Raw genomic sequence first — 19,278 nt, 5'->3', positions numbered from 1 at the left:
CCCGGAGCTTTCGCCTCATTGGTCGGCGAACTCGAACCGTGCCTCTGGGCGGTTCTCCACGGCGACCTGAATCCGCCGGAACATGTCGGGCGACAGCGGGGGCAACGCATCCAGGGCGAACCATGATGCCTCGGTGTTTTCGTCATCGGCAGGCGCCGGATCGCCCGCCACCCACGACAGGCGGAACACGAGATCGAGGTACTGGGTCACATCACCGTTCGAGTACACGACGGGTTCGGTGACACGCACCCAGACCAGGCTTTCCGGACGGGACTGAACACCCGCCTCTTCCTCCACCTCGCGAACCGCCGCAACTGCGGGTTCTTCGCCCGGGTCGATGATCCCCGTAACCGGTGTCCACGCCCCGTTGTCGACTCGCCGCACGAGCAACACCTCGTTTCCTCGAACGACGACGGCCGTGACGCCGGAAAGCCACAGCGGGGCGGTGCCGATCTTCTCGCGCAGGGCCAGCACGAACTCCGGTGTCGCCATCGTCAGGACCTCTCCCCTGTGTTCGGTGGAATTGGCCAATCCTGACACGGTTGATACTCATCTACTCGCCAGAACGCACCCCGCGGCTCCTGGCTAGTCGGTTCTTGGAGCGAGACTCTCCACGACATCGATTCGATGGTGATCAGAGACGTCGGGTCTTCGAAGACTCGGAGAAAATCGTCATCATCCCGTGGCAGCCACAGCGGACGACCGCCCTTCTCCCTGACGTTGTTCCGGCACACTCGATACATCCCGAATCTTCCGATGCGCCGCAGCTCGTCTGAGAGGCGTCCGTCGCTGGTCATCGGGTACCAATCCGCCGAAGCGTGCGTGCAAGCTCATCGAGAGTAGCCGCGGTTCGCGGTAAATCCAGCTCCGTTGCCCGAACGAGCAGCGACTCAATCTCGCGCAGCATCGGTGATCTGCAGGCACACCCTCCCTGATTCACTTTCCAGAATCGACTCCCCGCGAACCAGCTTTGCAAGAGGTCGAGGTCTGCAGCGAGCTCCCAGACCTCCGAGGCGAGGCGTTCGTGCGCGTCCGCGAGGTCCCCGGGGCGGATCTCGTCGAGGAGGGAGTCGCTGAGGGAAAGCACCGTGCGTCTGGCGCCCGCGCGGGCGATGTGAGTCCGTATGTTCATCGTTTCTTCTTTCGCGCCCACATCTGGGTCCGATGCAATCCTCGCGCGGCGTGTTCGTTGTACCTGGTCAGGGCCCCCGGCACGGTCCAGAACACCGTGATCGGCGTCAGGCGCGTGCGACCCTTCGTATTCGTCCAGATCAGCCAGCTGAAGTCGGAGACGCCCTTCACTCGATCGCGTCCTACCGTGCGACCCCACAAAAGACCACGCACGACGATGTGGTCGGGGGCGAGTGTCACCGACTGATGCCAGGATCGCACGCCGAGCAGCACGGCGACTCCCACCGACGCGACCACCGTCTGTGCCGTCCATGATTCTGGAATCACAGACTCACGGACGCCTGTAAACGCCACATACAGGAGGCAGAGCGGCACGACCTGGCAGGCGATACGCGTCGCAAGAAGGGGTCGAAGGACCACCGTTCTCGGTACATGCGTCATCCATCGCCTCCTTGTGCGCCGGCCGAGCCTATCGCCAGGATTGCGCCGCGGTCGCAACCTGCACGCCCCCACAAGATGGGTCAGAGGTACATCCACTTTCGTGCCGTGCACAGCCGAGTCGTCGCGTCCGCTCTGCCAGACTGACACCCACCATGCACCCGTTGACAACCACATCCCATAACGGCGTAACCACCTACTCGCTCGGGCGTGAAGGGGTCACGACCGGAACGCTGACCTTCGGGGTCGGGATGCGCGACGAGCCTCCGGCCATGGCAGGAATCACTCACCTGATGGAGCACGTCATCTTTCGGTTGGTCCAACCCGTTCCGAACATCCACAGCGGGACCGTCGGTCCTGACTCCGTCGAGTTCTTTGCTTCTGGGACGGATGACTCTGTCGCCAATTTTCTGAACAGCGTCGGTGCTGCGATCGCCACGTTTTCTGCTGTCACCGACGAAGCCGTGGCGCTGGAGAAGCACGTGATCGAAGCAGAGAATCCTTGGGCGTTCCACCATGTTTCGCCCGGGCTGCTGTCGTATCGCTTTGGACTCCAGGGGCTTGGAGTCGCAGGACTCGGCGCGCCGACCGTCCACGGCATCCGCCGACCCGAACTTGTCGAGTGGGCTCAGCGTTGGCTGACCACGGAGAACGCGGCGTTGTCATTCACAGGAGCCGTGCCGACAGCCCTTGACGTCGTCCTGCCGTCGGGGAGACCCGTGACGCACGAGCCCGCGCCTTCTGCGGTCAACGCACCGAGAATCATCAGAACCTCGAAAAGCGGAATCGCGCTGTCCCTCCTCGTGCCGGTGGGGCAGGCTGATGTCCTCGGTGCCGCGCTGATCTGCGAGCTTGTCACCCGACTTCGACACGCCCGCGGGCTGATCTACAGCGTCGAACACTTCATCACCCGCGTCGACAACGATGTCTGCCAACTGGACCTCATCCTTGACCCGATCGAAAAGAATCTCGCCACGACCCTCACCACGAGCATCGACACGATCCGGGAGGTTGCGACGCTCGGATTCTCTGGGGACGCCATTGAATACGCCCGCAACACCGTCGCGGCAGACGTTGGCAAGGACGAGGTCAGCGGGAGTGAGTACCTCGACGCCGTGGCGGTTGACGGGATCCATGGCCGGGTAACTCCCACCCGCGCGGCGTCGATCGACACGGCCGGGTCTGTTACGGCCACAGGGCTGAGCACGCTGCTCAGCGGCTGTCTGGCGTCGATGATCGTCGCCGTGGAGCGCGAGGGACGCCTTTCGAAGACCGTCCGCAAGGCGCTCACCCTGCCCATCGACGACTACAGCATTTGGCATGAGCACACGAGCAAAAAAGCCAGACGTCAGCACGAGAGTATGCGAGAGGGCCACCCCGACTGGCGGAACACGTCCTCCAAGGGTCGCCTGTGGCTCACGGAATCGCACCTCCTGAGACGCAAGGCGGGACGACTGTCCTCGATCCGGTTGGCCGACATCGTGGTCGTCGGGGATCGCAGTTGCGGATGCATCTGCCTGATTGATCGTGAAGGCCGCAGTCTGGAACTCGTTGTGCGCGAGTGGAAGCAGAAGAAACGTCTCCGGCGTCAACTGTTGAACGCCTTTCCGACCGAGCTGATACGAAAGTTCCCCGGCGATGAGTGAGCTGGCCGTTCGCGCGTTGATTGACAACGTCTGACCATATCAAGAGCGCGCCCATGCTCGTGGCGTCGATTTCAAGGGGATGCCACGGTACCCGCATGAGGTCTATGTTGAGCCCGTGAGCCCAACGAAGAGCCCAGCCGCGGTGCTGGAGATCGACGACCGCGAGGTGCACATCTCGAACCCCGACAAGATGGTCTTTCCCGAGCCGGCACTCACGAAGCTCGACCTGGTCAAGTATTACCTGGCCGTCTCCGACGGCGCCCTCCGTGGCGCGGCCGGCCGGCCCATGGTTCTCAAGCGGTTCGTGAAGGGCATCGACCAGGAGGCCTTCTTCCAGAAGCGCGCGCCCGACAAACGGCCGGAGTGGATCGACACCGCCACGCTGCACTACGCCTCAGGGAATTCTGCTGAGGAAGTCGTCCTCCGGGATGCAGCCTCCCTGGCCTGGGTCGTGAATCTCGGATGCATCGACCTCAATCCGCACCCTGTCCGCGCGGAGGACCTCGATCACCCGGATGAGCTCCGCGTCGACCTGGATCCCATGCCCGGCGTCGACTGGCGCCAGATCGTCGACGTCGCGATGATCGCCCGCGACGTGCTCACCGACCATGGTCTCGTCGGCTGGCCGAAGACATCCGGATCCCGTGGCATCCACATCTACGCCCGGATCGAACCACGCTGGGATTTCCGACAGGTCCGGCTCGCGGCCGAGACCCTGGCGCGCGAAGTCGAACGACGCGCGCCAGGCCTCGCCACCGCGAAGTGGTGGAAGGAGGAGCGCGGCGAGAGCGTCTTCGTCGACTTCAACCAGAACGCGAAGGACCGCACCGTCGCCTCGGCGTACTCGGTTCGCGCACTGCAGGATGCCCGCGTGTCGACGCCACTGGACTGGGAAGAGGTTCCGGGATGCCGCCCGGAGGAGTTCACCGTGCGCTCGGTCATGGAACGGTTCGCAGAGCGCGGCGACCCGGCATCCGGAATCGACGACGCGGCCGGCAGCCTTGACGCGCTGCTCGCTCTCGCCGAAGAGCTCGGCCCAGCAGAGAAACCACCGAAATCCACCGACGGTTCCGGAAGACGGGCATCGACGATGCCGCTCATCGAGATCGCCCGCGCGAAGACCAAACCAGAGGCCCTGGAGGGGCTCGAGCGCTGGAAGTCGAAAAACCCCGGCGTGGTCACGCTCCTCGAGCCGGCCGACGTGTTGGTCGACGGGATGCGGGGCTCGAGCTCGCTCTGGTACCGGATCCGGGTGAACCTGCAGCACGTTCCAGACAAGCAGAGGCCGGAACAGGCGGAGCTCGAGGTCGACTACGACCCGTGGGCGGGCAAGAGCCACCCCTAGACGCCGCTCGGGAACAGCGCGACCATTGGTCCGGGGCTTCTCATAAGGAGGTGCTCGTGGACCGGGCTGGCGCTCCCAGCCGACGCATGCACAGCTCACGGACGAAGCGAGCCGTCATGGTCGTGGTCCTCTGTGCGGCCGCTCTGGCCGGCACCGGCGTGTGGAGTTCCTTCTCCCGCCCAGCTGAACCGGACGGCGCCCCTGGGAACGCCCACATCTCGGTGTTCACACTGGTTTCCACCGGGATCGTGTACGTCGAGCCGGAAACCTTGGAGATCGTCTGGAAGGACGCTGGCCGCAACCAGCAGACCATCGGCGAAACCCCCTGGCGGAATCCGGGGCAGGCGCGCCCAAGCGAGCCGACGGGCTTTCCGGCGTGGCGCGGAAATCGCGATCTCGTCGGGAACCCGGATCACGACCTCGTCACGTGGGTCGAGACGAACAACGGCGAGCGCGGAGATCTCATCGTCGTGCAGGCGAGCACAGGGGAGCTCCTGGCCCGAACGTCGCTGCATGCCCCAGCGAACAGGTTCATCGTCATCGCCTCGGTGGATGAGAACGCCGTCTACTTCGCCACCCCTGATCCATCGACGGGATTTCCGGATGTTCCGGGGTCTGAAATCCGGATTTGGAGATGGGCGGCCGGTGACGACCTAGAGAGGGTGGAGCGGGGCCGGTACTACAACGATGTCAGCGCGGGAATCTGGGCGGTCTATGGCAACGGGGTTGAGTTCGAGGACGACCAGGGTCGAACGCTTGCGACATTCCCGTTCTCCGACGAGAAGCCCACGGACTTCGGCGGCGCACTCAGCCCAGACGGCAGGTTCTGGTACGGAGCAACGACCTCGCTGATCGTCACCACTGCGACAGGGAACACGATCGATATCCCGGCCGCGCGTGAGCAAAGCTACGCATGGACGGGTTCGGCCGAACTGACGCTGAGCAAGCCGTTCCTGGTGTGTTCCGCCATCACGGGTCGGTGCCAGGGGCCCGCCACCTTTGTTGCGCAGGACGTCTGCGCACCCTACGGAATCGTCTGTGGCGACAACCTCCCGGTGAACTGAGGCGTCAGCCGAGATTCGAAATCGGCAGGACGATGGTTCCCATGCCCCAGATGCGGGCGCATCGAGCGCATGCGTAGTACTTGCCGCCGTCGGTCTCGTCCCGCTTGAGAACGCGTTTGTGCAATCCGAGGCGGCAGCGGAGCGGGCGTTTCATGGTGTCCTCGCCTCACCCAGAGAAGATCATCGTCGTCGGACGGTCCTCAATGTCCAGTGTCTTGTCGCAATAGCGGCAGCCGTAATACCTCGCGGCGTCCCGAGCATCCTGTTTGAGAATCCACTTGTGAAGCCTGAGCCGGCACCGAAGTCGACGTTTCATGTCCGCCTCCCTTTGGTTGGGGCGGCGCCACAAGCGGTGACCGGTTCGTTGCTTCCAGCCGACGCCTCGGGCGCCGTTTCTCGAAAAATACTCCCGAACGGGCTGAGGAGCAACCGCCTGACTGGACCTTTGCTGAACGGTGTTAGTCCGGACATCGCCCGGCGCTGAGGGCGCCCCGAAGTGGGTGGGGTGCGCACGCGCTTCCGGACAATACGCTCGTGGCCATGCCTCCAATGAATGTCGCGCCGGCAACGCCGTCAGTGTGTGACCTCCCGCGTGAACACTGACCTCCCCGGCAACGGCGCGAGCGACGTCCACCCCGCACCGTTTCCCCACCCATTTGCCACAAACCCAGAGACACCAGGCCCTCCAACCGGGGATCCCGGGTACCCCGGGCACCTCGTGGAGCGGGCCGACAACAATTCCCATGCATGGCCTGCAGCCCCGTTCCAGGCGCCGCCTCCTCCGCCGGCTCCGAAGAGGCGAAGAGGATGGCTCGTCATCGCGGCCTGGATCGGCGGCGCGGCCCTGGTGCTCGGTCTGACGCTCCAGGCCGGCACCCTCGTCGCCGACGCGGTCACCGACGCTGTGCAGGGCTCCGACTTCCTTGCCGACCCCGTTAAAGCAATCTATTCCGACCCATACCTCGTGGACGGCGTCGAGGTCGTAGAGGTTGCGGAGGCGTGGACTTTGTGCGCGAGCGAGTCATGCTGGGAGTGGGTGCTCATGACCGAACCGGAGTGCGCCACCGCCACGGTCACAATCACATTCACCAACATGTACGGCAACTTCCCTCACGAGATCGAGCGTTTAGTGACGGTCGAACCCATGACATCCATCGTCGTCGAAGCCGCTGAAGCGGAAGGCGACGACTATGCGCAGCTGACATCGATCAGCTGCAAGTAGGTCGGTGCGGGTGGGATCTACCCAGGCGAACGTTTGGCTGTTTTCCTCCTCTTCGCCCGAGGCTCCTCTTCCAATGATTCATGGACGCCTGGTGCAGGCGTGTGTCTCGGACGTATCGTGTTGAGACGTTCGCGGGCGACGGTTTCGACCTGTCAGCTCGACTTGTGGGCCAGGTGCCGCGGCGAAAGGAGATTCCCATGCCAGGACGCATCCACATCGACCACTTCACAACGCTCGACGGGGTTGCCCAGGCCCCAGGTGGCCCCGACGAAGACACCGAAAGCGGGTTCAGGTTCGGCGGCTGGCAGGCGCCCCTGATCGACGAGACCGACGGCGCCCAGGTATCCGAGGGGATACAGGCCATGGACGCCCTCCTCCTCGGGCGGCGAACCTACGACATCTTCGCCTCCTACTGGCCCCATCAACTCGACGGGCCCGCTGCCGAGATCGCACGCAAGTTCGAGGCGATCCCGAAATACGTCGCGTCGCGGGGAACGCCGGAGCTGACCTGGCGCGACTCGCACCTGCTCGGGAGCGATCTCGTTGCAGAACTGTCGACACTGCGCGAGCGGCACCAGGAGATCCACGTCATCGGCAGCATCGACTTCGCCCGTACCCTCGTCGCCGAGAACCTGTTCGACCAGTTGAATCTGTGGGTGTATCCGATCGTGGTCGGTGCCGGCAAACGCCTGTTCGCCGACGACGGACCACCCACCGCCCTCACTCTGCTCGCTGCAGAGCCTGCTTCTTCGAAGGGCGCGGTCCTCCTGCGTTACGGCCCGACCGGATCTGTCCCCGAGACAGGCGATATGAGTGACGAGGGCGGCGCATGACCGGCGCGCCCACAGCGTTCGAGGTCCACGAATCGGGAGCCCTGTTTCACGGCACGAAGGCGGACCTGACGATCGGAGAATTCCTGGTTCCCGGACGCGGCTCGAACTTCGAAGAAGGAAGGACGGCCAACCACGTCTACGTCACCGCAACTCTGGATGCCGCCACCTGGGGCGCTGAGCTGGCCGTCGGTGAGGGCCGCGGTCGGATCTACATCGTGGAACCGACCGGCGCGCTGGAGGACGACCCCAACGTGACGGACAAGAAGTTCCCCGGCAATCCGACCCGGTCATTCCGTACCCGGGAACCGGTGAAGGTCGTGGGAGAACTCGTGGAATGGGTGGGACACACGCCCGACCAGGTGCAGGCCATGCGCGACGGCCTCGCTGACCTCCGACGCCGAGGCCAGGCGGTCATCTACGACTGACGCCAACCGCGGAGTGCGGGCACCCGAAGTGGGTGGCGTCCGACGGGCCGGCGAAACCATATTCTGGGGGCTATGCCCCGAACGATCGTCGCGCCGGCAACGCCGCCTGCCCTCGAGATGTCATGTGAACGCTAGAGAACCCTCTCAAGGCGCGAATGCTCTTGACTCCGCTGAACCGCTGAACCCATTCGATGCGGGGCGAATCTCCTCCGAGTCGTACCTGTACCCGGCGAACCCCGGGCATCCACCGACGTTCACCTCTCTGGCGCCCGAGCCCCCGACAGCTGAGGTGTCTCCAGCCCCGGACGGGAGCTCGGGGTTCCTCCACCGGTGGCGCCAGGCGACACGACGGGAGTCGGAGAGTGAGCAGGCCCGCGACCCGATCAGTGAAGATATCCGGGCCGAGAGGCGTAGGTCGATCCGTCGGATCGCCGTCCCTGGCGTGCTCGTCCTGATCGCCGTCGCGGCTCTCGCAGTGGTGCTGGCAGGAGTCGTCGAGTGGTGGTCGCTGGCGACATTCATGGTCTCTTTCTTTGCGTACAGGGTCTACATGGCGACCGATGAATTCCGCAGGCGCCCACCGTCGACCCGTCCGCCTGGCGAAAGACGCAGACGCGTCGCGCAGCTTCGTGAAGCAGAAAGCCGGCGACTCGAGGTGAAGGAGGGTCCATTCGGCTAGCCGGTGAGGTACCACCATTCCCCTCCAAAACTTAGCCCTTGTGCTTAGTATCTTCATCCGATAACTTAGCCGTATGGCTCAGTATTCGGTCCCGCTCGACGGCGTCTTCCAGGCCCTCGCCGATCCCACCAGACGTGCGGTTCTCGGACGTCTGGGATCGGGTCCGGCGAGCATCGGTGAGCTAGCGCAACCATTCGACATGGCACTGCCCTCGTTCATGAAGCACATCCGCTACCTCGAGGACACGGGGTGGATCACGACCCGCAAGAGCGGCCGGGTGCGGACCTGCACCATCGAGAAGAAGTCGTTCGACGTGCTCGAATCCTGGCTCAGCGACCAACGACGCATCTGGGAAGCCCGCACCGACCGTCTCGAGCAGTTCGTCACCACCGATCACGACAAGGAAGCATCCGAATGAACACGACGCCGCATCCCGAACTCGACCTGACCGTCTCGCGCATCATCAAGGCTCCACGGACCGTGGTCTGGAACGCGTGGACCGAACCGGAGAGGTTCCAGCAGTGGTGGGTTCCCGCGCCGGAGATCTGCCGAGTGCAGGAGATGGACCTGCGGCCGGGTGGCTCGTTCCGCACCGAGATCAGCCAGGATGCTCGCGAGTTCGGCCCGCACATCACCGGCTGCTTCCTCGTCGTCGACGAACTCGAGCGCATCGTTTTCACCGACGCCCTCGTCGCCGGCTGGCGCCCATCCGAGACATCCTTCGTGACCGCCGTCATCACCATGAAGGATCACCCCGAAGGCACTGAGTACACCGCCACCGCGATGCACCGTAATGTGGCCGACCGCGACCAGCACGAAGCGCTCGGGTTCCACGACGGCTGGGGCACCGTCACACGACAACTCGCCGAGCTGGTCGAGTCGCGAGCCTAGCGGTCCACCCGAGTCAGCCAGTGCGACCCGCTTGACGCGTGCTCGACCCTGAGTAGCATTTTTCGCATGTCCGGTCGCATCGTCGCACGCACCCTGTCCGCCGCCTCACTGAGCGCCCTCCTGATCATCTCGGGAGCACCCGCGGTCGTCGCCGCTCCCCAGGTGACGCGAGGCCACGTCGAGGATGTGATCGCGCTGCCCGACGGGTTCCAACCGGAGGGCATCACGATCGACCATCGCGGCACCGCATACGTCGGCTCACTCGCGGACGGCGACATCTACGCCTTCGACGTGCGCTCCGGCGAGGAGATCAGGACCCTCGAGGGCCCCGGCACCCCGTCGGTCGGCCTGAAGATCGACAATCGGGGCCGGCTCTTCGTCGCAGGCGGGCCGACCGGTGAGGGCCGGGTCGTGGATGCCGCCTCTGGCGATATTCTTCGCAGCTACATTTTCACCGATGCGCCGACGTTCGTGAATGATGTCGTCCTGACGCGCGACGCAGCATGGTTCACGGACAGCCAGCAGGCGCAACTCTACAAACTCCCTCTGGGACGTCGCGGGGCTCTGCCGAAACCTGAAGGCTTCAAGGTCCTCCCCCTGTCGGGCGCATGGGTACAGCAGCCGGGGTTCAACGCCAACGGCATCGCAGAAACGCCCAATCACAAGGCGCTTCTCGTCATTCAGTCGGCCACCGGCATCCTGTATCGCGTCGACGCCAGGACCGGTGTCGCAACGGCGGTTGATCTGGGTGGTGCCCTGCTGCCCAACGGCGACGGGCTGCTCGTCGTCGGACGGACGCTGTACGTCGTGCAGAACCAGTTGAATCAGGTCGCCGTGATCCGCCTCAACGCGTCGGGGACCAGCGGAACGCTCGTCGACGAGCGCACAGATCCGGACTTCCAGGTGCCGACGACGATCGCACGGTACGGCAAGGGTCTCTATCTGCCGAACGCGCGCTTCGGCACTCCGCCCACGCCGGACACCGAGTACTCGGTGGTCCGCCTTCGCCGGTAATCAGACGTTGAGGCGGAACACCCCGTTCGTCACCTCCATGTTCCGCGCCACTTGAACCATTGCCTGATCGAATATCCACCGCCCATCGCGACAATGGCCCACGGCAAAATGGGAGCAAGTGCGGCGCCCGTTTCCGTGTGCACGATGTTGTTGTCTGCGTCGTTGATGATCCCGGTTGGCCGATACTGGGCCTCTACCGACCCGTCGGAACCCGGTGACCCGTCCAGATACACATGTTCAAGACGGATGCTCCGGTCGTCGCTCACCCAGGTGCCCAGGCTTCGGCATCCGCGGCGCCCCGCATCGACGCAGCTCTCCTCGGTGAAAGTTCCCCGGTAGGCGGGTTCTCTGGAGTCAAGAATTCCCGCCACGCCAAGGAGCACGCCCGCCACGATGAGACCGCCCGACACTACGAAAAACAAAACCCGGCCCCACCGCCCCAGATACCACCACGCGCGCACCCAGCGGGAGGGGAGCGGGCTTGCGGGCCCTCGGTGTTTCAACGACCTGCGACCTCGGTTGCACTCGATTCTGGCGCGCCGAGCGAGCGCAGGGCCAGTCCGTCGAACCGATGCATCATCGACCATTCCAGCACAGCAGCTTCAGTCCGAACCGTGACAACGATTGTTCTGGCTCCGCCGACGATCTCGCTGAGCCTCGCGGGCCGTCGTGTTCCGGCGATTGTCTCGACAACAGGAACTACCACGGTGCCCATGCGCAGTTGGCCGGGAACAATGCTCCACTCACCGACAAGCCACTCGGCACCGAGGCCCTTTTGCCTTCCGGATGCGACGCGAAGCCCGCACACGAACAGCCCTCGTTTCGCGGCGCTAGCTCGCTTGCGTCCGATGAGCACCATCGCGATCCACACGCCCAGAGAAGTTCCGATCAAGCCGAGAACGAAATCACCCATCATCGCGTCGTAGGAAGCGCCGGCAACGTCTCGGCAAACGAAGGTTGGACTAGCATTCCGCCATCGTAGATCGCCGAAGGATGTGGCCGGGCTAAAGCGCTCGTCGACACGCTAAACCCGCCCCATCGCACTTGTCGTGATCGGGCGAAGCAGGTGAACTAGACGTTGAAGCGGAACTCCACCACGTCGCCATCGCTCATGACGTAGTCCTTACCCTCCATGCGGGCTTTGCCCTTGGAACGCGCCTCGGCGACCGAACCGGTCTCGACGAGGTCGTCGAAGGAGACGATCTCAGCCTTGATGAAGCCACGCTCGAAGTCGGTGTGGATGACACCGGCCGCCTGAGGCGCCTTCGCCCCCTTGGGGATCGTCCATGCACGAGTCTCTTTCGGACCGGCCGTGAGGTAGGTCTGCAGCCCGAGCGTGTCGAAGCCGATGCGGGCGAGCTGGTCGAGGCCGGACTCCGCCTGGCCGGTGGATGCCAGCAGCTCGGCGGCATCCTCGGGGTCGAGGTCGATGAGCTCGGACTCGAGCTTCGCGTCGAGGAAGATCGCCTTCGCCGGGGCGACCAGAGCGGCCAGCTCGGCGAGCTTGGCCTCGTCCTGCAGCACGGCCTCGTCGATGTTGAAGACGTAGATGAACGGCTTCGACGTGAGCAGTCCGAGTTCCTTGATCGGCTCGAGGTCGAGGCCGGAGCTCGACAGCGGCTTGCCGGTGTCGAGATAGGCCTTCGCCGCCTCAGCAGCCGTCAGAACGCTCGGGTCGAGCTTCTTGCCACGGACTTCCTTCTCGAAGCGCGACTGCGCCTTCTCGAGGGTCTCCAGGTCGGCGAGGATCAGCTCGGTGTTGATGGTCTCCATGTCGCCCGCCGGGTTCACTGCACCGTCGACGTGCACAACGTCTTCGTCGGCGAATCCGCGGATGACCTGCGCGATGGCATCCGCTTCACGGATGTTGGCGAGGAACTTGTTGCCCAGCCCCTCCCCCTCGCTCGCGCCACGGACGATGCCGGCGATGTCGACGAACGACACGGCAGCGGGAAGGATCCGCTCGCTGCCGAAGATCTCGGCGAGCACGGGCAGTCGCGAGTCTGGCAGGTTCACCACACCGATGTTCGGCTCGATCGTGGCAAACGGGTAGTTTGCCGCGAGCACCTGGTTCTTGGTGAGCGCGTTGAACAGGGTTGATTTGCCGACGTTAGGAAGACCGACGATACCGATAGTTAGAGCCACGAGGGTCTATCGTACCGGGCGTTCCTCCACGAGCCGTGCCCGGAAGCACTCGGTGATGTACGGCAGCTCGACCACCGGTCGGCCGGACAGGTCGGGGTGGTCCTCGAGCAGCTCGATCACAGCGGCGATCGTCGCATCCTGCTCCGCTTTCGACTTGACCAGGAAGTAGCTTCGCGAGCGGACGAGGTCGAGCATCCCGTCGCGGTCCAGCGTCTGCACCCACCGGGTCTGCCAGGTCTCGAGCGGTCCGAACGGCGGACCGACCGGAGGCGCCTCATCGTCCATCTCGTAGTGGGCCGTCCCACCCATGAGCTCGCCGAGCCGCGCCACCCAATCGATGCTCTCGTCACGGGTGTTCCAGACGAGGCCGAGTGTTCCTCCCGGGCGGAGCACCCGCGCCACCTCCGGCACCGCCCGCTCAGCATCGACCCAGTGCCAGGCCTGCGCCACGGTGACCGCGTCGACGCTGGCATCGGCGAGAGGGATCGTCTCCGCGGTTCCGACGAGGGTTGTGATGTCGGGGGCGGATGCCGTGAGCTGGGCGAGCATGTCGGCGGACGGATCGATGGCGATCACGTCTCGGCCGCTCCGTGCGAGAAGGGTGGTCAGTTTGCCGGTCCCCGCCCCGAGGTCGAGCACGGTGCCCGCGCCATCAGGAACGAGCCACTCGACGGCATCCACCGGATAGCTGGGCCGCGCAACTGCATAGGCTTCCGCGGCCTGCCCGAAGGACAGCGCATGGTGCTCAAGCCGGCTGCGGTCACGCATGGAATCTCCCTGGTTATCGGTTCACGCTAACGGACGGCACTCCGTCCGGACACGTCGGCGAGATCGACCGCAGGTGCCGGACGGCTGGTGAGCCACACACCGGCGATCACGAGCGCCCCGCCGATGAGCTGAACGATGGTGATCGGCGTGCCCATCGCGAGCGCGATCAGGGCAGTGAAGACGGGCATGAGGTTGAGGTAGACGCCGGCGCGGTCAGCTCCGATCTTCTTGACCGAGATGTTCCACAGCATCAGGCTGAGCACCGACGGGAACAGACAGATGTACGCCACACCCCACCAGCCTGCGGCGTCGAGGGTGATCGGGCCGCCGATCGTCAGGCTGATCGGGGCGAGGATGACAGCGGCCATGACCGCCTGTACAGCGGCGGATGCCACCGGCGGCGTCGAGAGGGACCGCCCGATCACCGTGTACGCGGTCCACACGGCGACGGCTCCGAGCATGAACAGTCCACCGATGTTGTAGTCGGTGGTGAAGACCTGCAGCAGTCGACCGTCGGTGAGCACGAGCAGCACCCCGAGGAGCGAGATGGCCAGTCCGATACTCGCAGCCGGGCGCATCCGCTGCCGGATCACGATGGCGGCGACGACCGCGATCAGCGCCGGATTGGTGGCGCCGACGAGGGCCGCGTTGAGCGCGGTCGTGTGCCGGAGCGCCTCGTAGCTGAACAGACAGAACGCGATGAGTCCGAGGCACGCCTGGAGCAGATGCATCCGCCACTCACGGAGCGCCGCACGCCAGTTCGGCTTGTCGATCACAACGGCAAGGCCGACCAGGAGCGGGGCCGCGACAGCCCAGCGGATCGACGTCAGCTGAAGCGGACTGACGTGCCCGGCGACGAGGTGGCCGACGACGTAGTTGCCTGACCAGAACAGGTTGGCGAGCACGAGGAAGAGGTACACCCGCCACGAAGCCATTGCTCGAGCCTATCGAGTCATTCCGCCGGTCGAGTTGCGGGCGTCAGCGGGACCGCAACCGGCCGCTCTGCCTCCCGTCGAGTGTCGGCGGTCGCTGTCACACTGGCGACATGGATCCCATACTGGCTCTCGTTCTCGGAGTACTGCTCGGCGCTCTCGTCGGCGCCCTGGCCACGCTCGTCGTCGTTCGGCGACGGTCGACGGGTTCGGTCGACCCGGCTGTCACCGAGGCCAGGCACGAGTCCGAACTCATGCGCCTGCGCGCAGCAGAGGGTGAACGCCAGGCCCAGCTCGCCGAGCTCCTGGCCCGTGCCGAGACCCGGGCAGAAGCCCTGCAGGAGCGCATCGACGCTCAACGCGACCAGTACCAGGACCTCGTCGACCGGCACCGCCGCGAGCGCGACGACGAGGCCGAACGCGCCCGCGCCGAGAGCCGGGTGTTGCAGGCGCTCGCCCCCGTGCGCGAGAGCCTTCAGGAGATGCAGCTGAAGGTGACCGAACTGGAAACCCAGCGCAGCCGCCAGCACGGCGAACTCGCCCAGCAGCTGCGGAGTGCGACCGAGTCAGAGGAACGACTCCGTTCGACGGCTGAATCGCTCGCAGCGGCGTTGAACAACAACTCCACGCGTGGGGTGTGGGGTGAAACGCAGCTCCGGAGCGTGGTCGAAGCCGCCGGCCTGCTCGAACGGGTCAACTTCGATGTTCAGTCCAGCGTGACGAGCGACAGCGGCGCCGGCCGCCCAGACATGGTCGTCTACCTGCCCGGCGGCAAGAGCATCGCCGTGGATGCCAAGGTGCCATTCAGTTCGTACATCGAGGCGAGTGCGATCCCGCTGACGGCATCCGAACCCGAACTCGCCCGCCGGGCGCTCCTGCTGAAGGCGCACGTGAAGGCGGTGCGTGACCACATCACCGCGCTCGGCAGCAAGACCTACTGGGACGGCCTCGACGCGAGCCCGGAGATGGTCATCGCGTTCATCCCGAGCGAGTCACTCGTCTCCAGCGCCCTCGAGGCCGACCCGACCATCATGGAGTTCGCGTTCAGCAAGCGCGTCGCCCTCTCCTCCCCCGTCACCCTGTGGTCGGTGCTGAAGACGGTGGCGTTCAGCTGGCAGCAGGATGTCGTCTCCCAGGAGGCGAAGACCCTCTTCGACCTCAGCCGCGAGCTCTACGGCCGCCTGGCGACGATGGCCGGACACATCGACAAGCTCGGACGCTCGGTGAAGGCGACCGTTGCCGACTACAACCGTTTCGTCGGATCACTCGAACGCCAGGTCCTGCCCTCGGCACGCAAACTCAACGTGCTCGACGAGTCGAAGACGATCCCTCCGCTCGCCTCCCTCGACGAGTCGGCTCGCGACCTCGCCGCCGTCGAACTCGTCTCCGAACTCGACAGCGGGATCGAGGCGGGCAGGATCACCCAGGAGATCCGTGACCGCGCCAACAACTGACCGGGCTGCAGCGGAACGTAGGTCCTAGAGCCACTTCTCCGCGAGATGCTCGGCCACGATACGGCGCATGGTGCCTGACTTGGACCGGAGCACGACGCTCTCCGTACGGATGATGGAGCCGAGCCGGCGCACGCCGTCCACGAGCCCACCGTCGGTCACTCCGGTGGCGACGAAAAACGTGTTGTCACTGGCGACCAGCTCGTTCGCTTCGTAGACGTAGTCCATCTTGAGACCGGCGTCGATGCCACGCTGGCGCTCGAGGTCGTCCTTCGGCCACAACTGGCCCTGGATCAGACCGCCGAGGGCCTTGACCGCACACGCGGTGACGATGCCTTCAGGGCTTCCGCCGACGCCGACGCACATGTCGATACGGGTCGAGTCACGGACGGCATTGATGCCGCCGGCCACGTCGCCGTCGAGCATGAGCCGCGTTCCCGCGCCGGCTGCACGGATGTCGTCGATGAGTTGCGCGTGGCGCGGGCGGTCGAGGACGGCGATGGTCATGTCACCGACGGACTTGCCCTTCGCCTTCGCGAGTGCACGGATGTTCTCACCGATCGGCTTGCGGATGTCGACGACACCGATCCCCTCGTGGCCGGTGACGATCTTGTCCATGTAGAACACGCTGGACGCGTCGAGCATCGTGCCACGGTCGGACACGGCGATGACCGACAGGGCGTTCTGTCGCCCGGCCGCGGTGAGGCTCGTGCCGTCGATCGGATCAACGGCGATGTCGCAGGCGGGGCCGCGGCCGTTGCCGACACGCTCCCCGTTGTAGAGCATGGGGGCTTCGTCCTTCTCGCCCTCACCGATCACGACGAGTCCATCGAAGTTCACCGTTCCGAGGAACGCGCGCATGGCGTCGACCGCAGCGCCGTCGGCGGCGAGCTTGTCTCCCCGGCCGATGAACGGAACGGCGCGAATCGCTGCCGCTTCAGTGGCTCGCACGAGCTCTAGAGCGAGGTTGCGATCCGGGTGTGCGAGGAGCGAAGAATTGTCGGTGGTCACAATGGTCCTTAATCGAAAACGACGGCGTTGCGATGGCGGGCTCGCTGTGTACCCCTTCAGCTTATCGGCGACCCACTCCCCGGGCCACGAAGATGAACGCATGTGCGGTCGCCTCGGCGAACGACACCACCCGTGCGCGGCTGCGTCGCATTGTCAGCGAGGTGTTCGGACCTCGGTGTCCCGAATGTCGATTCCCGGCCCGACGCTCCAGGAGCGGGTGACGATGTGGTCCCCGTCGACCCGAACGCCGGCGAGGACGCTGCCCGTCTCCAGCCGGCAGTCGGTGACGGCCGTGAGGAACAGCCAGGCATCTCCGGCACAGAGATCGGCGAGTGTGAGGATCGTGCCGGTGCTGAGACCGGCCCGACGGATGCGGTCTGCCTCCCTGCGGCGCTGCGGCGCGAGTCGGCCCTGCATCTGCCCGCCGAGCGCGCGAACGGCCGCGGCCGTGAGGATTCCCTCAGGTGCTCCCCCGATGCCGACGACGAGGTCGATCTCCGTGCCGGTCTGAGCGGCCAGCAGGGAGCGTTCGACGTCCCCGTCGCCGAAGAGATCGACCCGGGCACCGGCCGCGGTCGCCTCCGCCGCGAACGCGGCATTCCTCGGCCGGTCCTGCACTGCGACGACGAGATCACTGACACTGATGCCGCGCGCTGCGGCGAGGCGCGCGAGGTTCTCGCGCAGCGGGGCGGCCAGATCAAGCGACAGGCCCGAAGCATCCGTCACCAGCTTCTCCATGTAGTGCGCCGGACCGATGTCGAACAGCGTGCCGCGGGCGGCAGCGGCGAGCACGGCGACCGATCCCGGGCGGTCCTCGGCGGCGAGTCTGGTTCCGTCGACGGGATCGACGGCAATGTCGACGGCCGGTCCGTTGCCTGAACCGAACCTCTCGCCGATGTGGAGCATCGGCGCTTCGTCCTTCTCGCCTTCCCCGACGAGGACGAGCCCGTCGACGTCGAGGGAGGCGAGCGCGTCGCGCATGGCGACGACGGCGACCCTGTCCACTTCGTGTTTGTCGCCTGAGCCGATCAGGTCCAGAGTGGCGATGGCCGCCCTGCGCGTGGCGTGGGTGAAGCCCTCGAGGACGTCGGGGGTCAGGGCAGGAGAAGGCACGGCTCCATCCTGCCCTGTCCCCGCGCGGACGCGTCGCCGATGGGCTGATCGCTACACTGAATCCGAAGACATCCATCTCGTCAAGGAGAAGCTATGCCCGTCGCAACCCCAGAGCAGTATGCAGAAATGCTTGACACCGCGAAGGCGAAGGGCTTTGCCTATCCCGCATTCAACGTGTCGAGCTCTCAGACCATCAACTCCGTACTCCAGGGTCTGACCGAAGCAGGCTCTGACGGCATCATCCAGGTCACCACCGGAGGCGCAGACTACTTCGCCGGGCACACCGTGAAGAACCGGGCTGCCGGAGCGATCGCCTTCGCGAAGTTCGCCACCGAGGTCGCGAAGAACTACCCCGTCACCGTTGCGCTGCACACGGACCACTGCCCGAAGGACGCCCTCGACGGCTTCGTGATGCCGCTCATCGCCGCCTCCGAAGAAGAGGTCAAGGCCGGCCGCAACCCGCTGTTCCAGTCGCACATGTGGGACGGTTCAGCCGTTCCGCTCGACGAGAACCTCGAGATCGCCAAGGAAATGATCAAGCGCACCCGCGCGATCAACGCCATCCTCGAGGTCGAGATCGGCGTCGTCGGCGGCGAGGAAGACGGTGTCAGCCACGACATCAACGAGCACCTCTACACGACCCTCGATGACGCGATCGCGACCGTCGAAGCGCTCGGCCTCGGCGACAACGGCCGCTACATGGCAGCTCTCACCTTCGGCAACGTGCACGGCGTCTACAAGCCGGGCAACGTCAAGCTCAAGCCTGAGCTGCTCAAGGAGATCCAGGACGGGATCGCCGCGAAGTACGGCACGGCTGCCAAGCCCCTCGACCTCGTCTTCCACGGCGGATCCGGCTCGACGGACGCCGAGATCGCCGAGGCCGTCGCGAACGGTGTCATCAAGATGAACATCGACACAGACACCCAGTACGCGTACACCCGTGCGATCGCCGACTACATGCTCAAGAACTACGACAGCGTGCTCAAGGTCGACGGCGAAGTCGGAAACAAGAAGGTGTACGACCCCCGCGCCTGGGGCAAGGTCGCCGAGTCCGCCATGGCCGCTCGCGTCGTCGAATCGACCCGCCAGCTCGGCTCGGCAGGACACTCTCGCGGCTGATCCCCGCCCGAACAACGACGGATGCCCCGGCCGATTCGGCCGGGGCATCCG

General features: G+C 65.3%; 23 protein-coding genes. 12 read left to right on the top strand and 11 right to left on the bottom strand.

Annotated elements, in window-relative coordinates; all coding sequences use genetic code 11:
• Positions 1-15: 15 nt before the first annotated feature.
• From AC1M2K_RS10795 to AC1M2K_RS10785, 3 genes are all read right to left on the bottom strand, one after another.
• Positions 16-531 carry an NUDIX hydrolase gene (locus tag AC1M2K_RS10795; RefSeq protein ID WP_480240985.1) on the bottom strand — a complete coding sequence of 172 codons (516 nt, stop codon included), beginning with the start codon at positions 529-531 and terminating at the stop codon, positions 16-18.
• Positions 532-793: 262 nt separating this feature from the next.
• Positions 794-1,132 (bottom strand): hypothetical protein, encoded by a 339-nt coding sequence (locus AC1M2K_RS10790; RefSeq protein WP_480240984.1) that lies wholly within the window; start codon positions 1,130-1,132, stop codon positions 794-796.
• Positions 1,129-1,572: a hypothetical protein gene (locus AC1M2K_RS10785; protein WP_480240983.1), complete on the bottom strand. Its 444-nt coding sequence runs from the start codon at positions 1,570-1,572 to the stop codon at positions 1,129-1,131. Before AC1M2K_RS10785 ends, AC1M2K_RS10790 begins: the two co-directional genes overlap by 4 nt.
• Before the next feature lie 161 nt (positions 1,573-1,733).
• Between AC1M2K_RS10785 and AC1M2K_RS10780 the strand changes: the two genes are divergently transcribed.
• The 3 genes from AC1M2K_RS10780 (at position 1,734) to AC1M2K_RS10770 (ending at position 5,624) form a co-directional block, all read left to right on the top strand.
• A complete protein-coding gene (locus tag AC1M2K_RS10780) occupies positions 1,734-3,215 on the top strand; it encodes a peptidase M16 family protein (protein WP_480240982.1) in 1,482 nt (493 codons plus the stop codon).
• A 115-nt stretch (positions 3,216-3,330) separates the two neighbouring features.
• Entirely contained in the window at positions 3,331-4,560 is a 1,230-nt protein-coding gene (gene ligD / locus AC1M2K_RS10775; RefSeq protein WP_480240981.1) for a non-homologous end-joining DNA ligase, read from the top strand.
• 56 nt (positions 4,561-4,616) lie between these two features.
• Positions 4,617-5,624 (top strand): hypothetical protein, encoded by a 1,008-nt coding sequence (locus AC1M2K_RS10770; protein WP_480240980.1) that lies wholly within the window; start codon positions 4,617-4,619, stop codon positions 5,622-5,624.
• Positions 5,625-5,628: 4 nt separating this feature from the next.
• Here AC1M2K_RS10770 and AC1M2K_RS10765 read toward each other — a convergent pair whose 3' ends face one another.
• Positions 5,629-5,778 (bottom strand): hypothetical protein, encoded by a 150-nt coding sequence (locus tag AC1M2K_RS10765; protein WP_480240979.1) that lies wholly within the window; start codon positions 5,776-5,778, stop codon positions 5,629-5,631.
• 693 nt (positions 5,779-6,471) lie between these two features.
• Between AC1M2K_RS10765 and AC1M2K_RS10760 the strand changes: the two genes are divergently transcribed.
• From AC1M2K_RS10760 to AC1M2K_RS10730, 7 genes are all read left to right on the top strand, one after another.
• Positions 6,472-6,846, top strand: a complete 375-nt coding sequence (locus AC1M2K_RS10760; protein WP_480240978.1) for a hypothetical protein — start codon at positions 6,472-6,474, stop codon at positions 6,844-6,846.
• 197 nt (positions 6,847-7,043) lie between these two features.
• The gene (locus AC1M2K_RS10755) at positions 7,044-7,679 is read left to right on the top strand and encodes a dihydrofolate reductase family protein (protein WP_480240977.1); all 636 of its coding nucleotides are present in this window, start codon (positions 7,044-7,046) and stop codon (positions 7,677-7,679) included.
• A complete protein-coding gene (arr, locus tag AC1M2K_RS10750; protein ID WP_480240976.1) occupies positions 7,676-8,104 on the top strand; it encodes an NAD(+)--rifampin ADP-ribosyltransferase in 429 nt (142 codons plus the stop codon). The genes AC1M2K_RS10755 and arr overlap by 4 nt, the downstream gene beginning before the upstream one ends.
• Positions 8,105-8,393: 289 nt before the next feature.
• Positions 8,394-8,783: a hypothetical protein gene (locus AC1M2K_RS10745; protein ID WP_480240975.1), complete on the top strand. Its 390-nt coding sequence runs from the start codon at positions 8,394-8,396 to the stop codon at positions 8,781-8,783.
• 73 nt (positions 8,784-8,856) lie between these two features.
• Positions 8,857-9,201: an ArsR/SmtB family transcription factor gene (locus tag AC1M2K_RS10740; protein WP_480240974.1), complete on the top strand. Its 345-nt coding sequence runs from the start codon at positions 8,857-8,859 to the stop codon at positions 9,199-9,201.
• The gene (locus AC1M2K_RS10735; protein ID WP_480240973.1) at positions 9,198-9,674 is read left to right on the top strand and encodes an SRPBCC family protein; all 477 of its coding nucleotides are present in this window, start codon (positions 9,198-9,200) and stop codon (positions 9,672-9,674) included. The genes AC1M2K_RS10740 and AC1M2K_RS10735 overlap by 4 nt, the downstream gene beginning before the upstream one ends.
• 66 nt (positions 9,675-9,740) lie before the next feature.
• Positions 9,741-10,688 carry an SMP-30/gluconolactonase/LRE family protein gene (locus AC1M2K_RS10730; protein ID WP_480240972.1) on the top strand — a complete coding sequence of 316 codons (948 nt, stop codon included), beginning with the start codon at positions 9,741-9,743 and terminating at the stop codon, positions 10,686-10,688.
• 29 nt (positions 10,689-10,717) lie between these two features.
• On the opposite strand, the gene AC1M2K_RS10725 is transcribed toward AC1M2K_RS10730, so the two are convergent.
• The 5 genes from AC1M2K_RS10725 to AC1M2K_RS10705 all read right to left on the bottom strand — a co-directional run bounded on the left by AC1M2K_RS10725 (position 10,718) and on the right by AC1M2K_RS10705 (position 14,536).
• Positions 10,718-11,098 (bottom strand): hypothetical protein, encoded by a 381-nt coding sequence (locus AC1M2K_RS10725; protein WP_480240971.1) that lies wholly within the window; start codon positions 11,096-11,098, stop codon positions 10,718-10,720.
• 89 nt (positions 11,099-11,187) lie between these two features.
• Positions 11,188-11,601 (bottom strand): hypothetical protein, encoded by a 414-nt coding sequence (locus tag AC1M2K_RS10720; protein ID WP_480240970.1) that lies wholly within the window; start codon positions 11,599-11,601, stop codon positions 11,188-11,190.
• A gap of 158 nt (positions 11,602-11,759) precedes the next feature.
• Positions 11,760-12,833: a redox-regulated ATPase YchF gene (gene ychF, locus AC1M2K_RS10715; protein WP_480240969.1), complete on the bottom strand. Its 1,074-nt coding sequence runs from the start codon at positions 12,831-12,833 to the stop codon at positions 11,760-11,762.
• A 6-nt stretch (positions 12,834-12,839) separates the two neighbouring features.
• Entirely contained in the window at positions 12,840-13,601 is a 762-nt protein-coding gene (locus tag AC1M2K_RS10710; RefSeq protein WP_480240968.1) for a class I SAM-dependent methyltransferase, read from the bottom strand.
• Between the two features lie 26 nt (positions 13,602-13,627).
• Entirely contained in the window at positions 13,628-14,536 is a 909-nt protein-coding gene (locus AC1M2K_RS10705; protein ID WP_480240967.1) for a DMT family transporter, read from the bottom strand.
• Positions 14,537-14,646: 110 nt separating this feature from the next.
• Here AC1M2K_RS10705 and AC1M2K_RS10700 point away from each other — a divergent pair, with 110 nt between their 5' ends.
• Positions 14,647-15,987: a DNA recombination protein RmuC gene (locus AC1M2K_RS10700; RefSeq protein ID WP_480240966.1), complete on the top strand. Its 1,341-nt coding sequence runs from the start codon at positions 14,647-14,649 to the stop codon at positions 15,985-15,987.
• 24 nt (positions 15,988-16,011) lie between these two features.
• Here AC1M2K_RS10700 and glpX read toward each other — a convergent pair whose 3' ends face one another.
• The gene (gene glpX / locus AC1M2K_RS10695) at positions 16,012-16,995 is read right to left on the bottom strand and encodes a class II fructose-bisphosphatase (RefSeq protein ID WP_480240965.1); all 984 of its coding nucleotides are present in this window, start codon (positions 16,993-16,995) and stop codon (positions 16,012-16,014) included.
• 153 nt (positions 16,996-17,148) lie between these two features.
• The gene (locus AC1M2K_RS10690; protein ID WP_480240964.1) at positions 17,149-18,108 is read right to left on the bottom strand and encodes a fructose-bisphosphatase class II family protein; all 960 of its coding nucleotides are present in this window, start codon (positions 18,106-18,108) and stop codon (positions 17,149-17,151) included.
• Between the two features lie 93 nt (positions 18,109-18,201).
• Here AC1M2K_RS10690 and fbaA point away from each other — a divergent pair, with 93 nt between their 5' ends.
• Positions 18,202-19,227: a class II fructose-bisphosphate aldolase gene (gene fbaA / locus AC1M2K_RS10685; protein WP_480240963.1), complete on the top strand. Its 1,026-nt coding sequence runs from the start codon at positions 18,202-18,204 to the stop codon at positions 19,225-19,227.
• Positions 19,228-19,278: the final 51 nt, after the last annotated feature.

This window comes from Mycetocola sp. Y171 (genome assembly GCF_056713165.1).
This window is presented reverse-complemented; position numbering and strand designations above follow the sequence as displayed.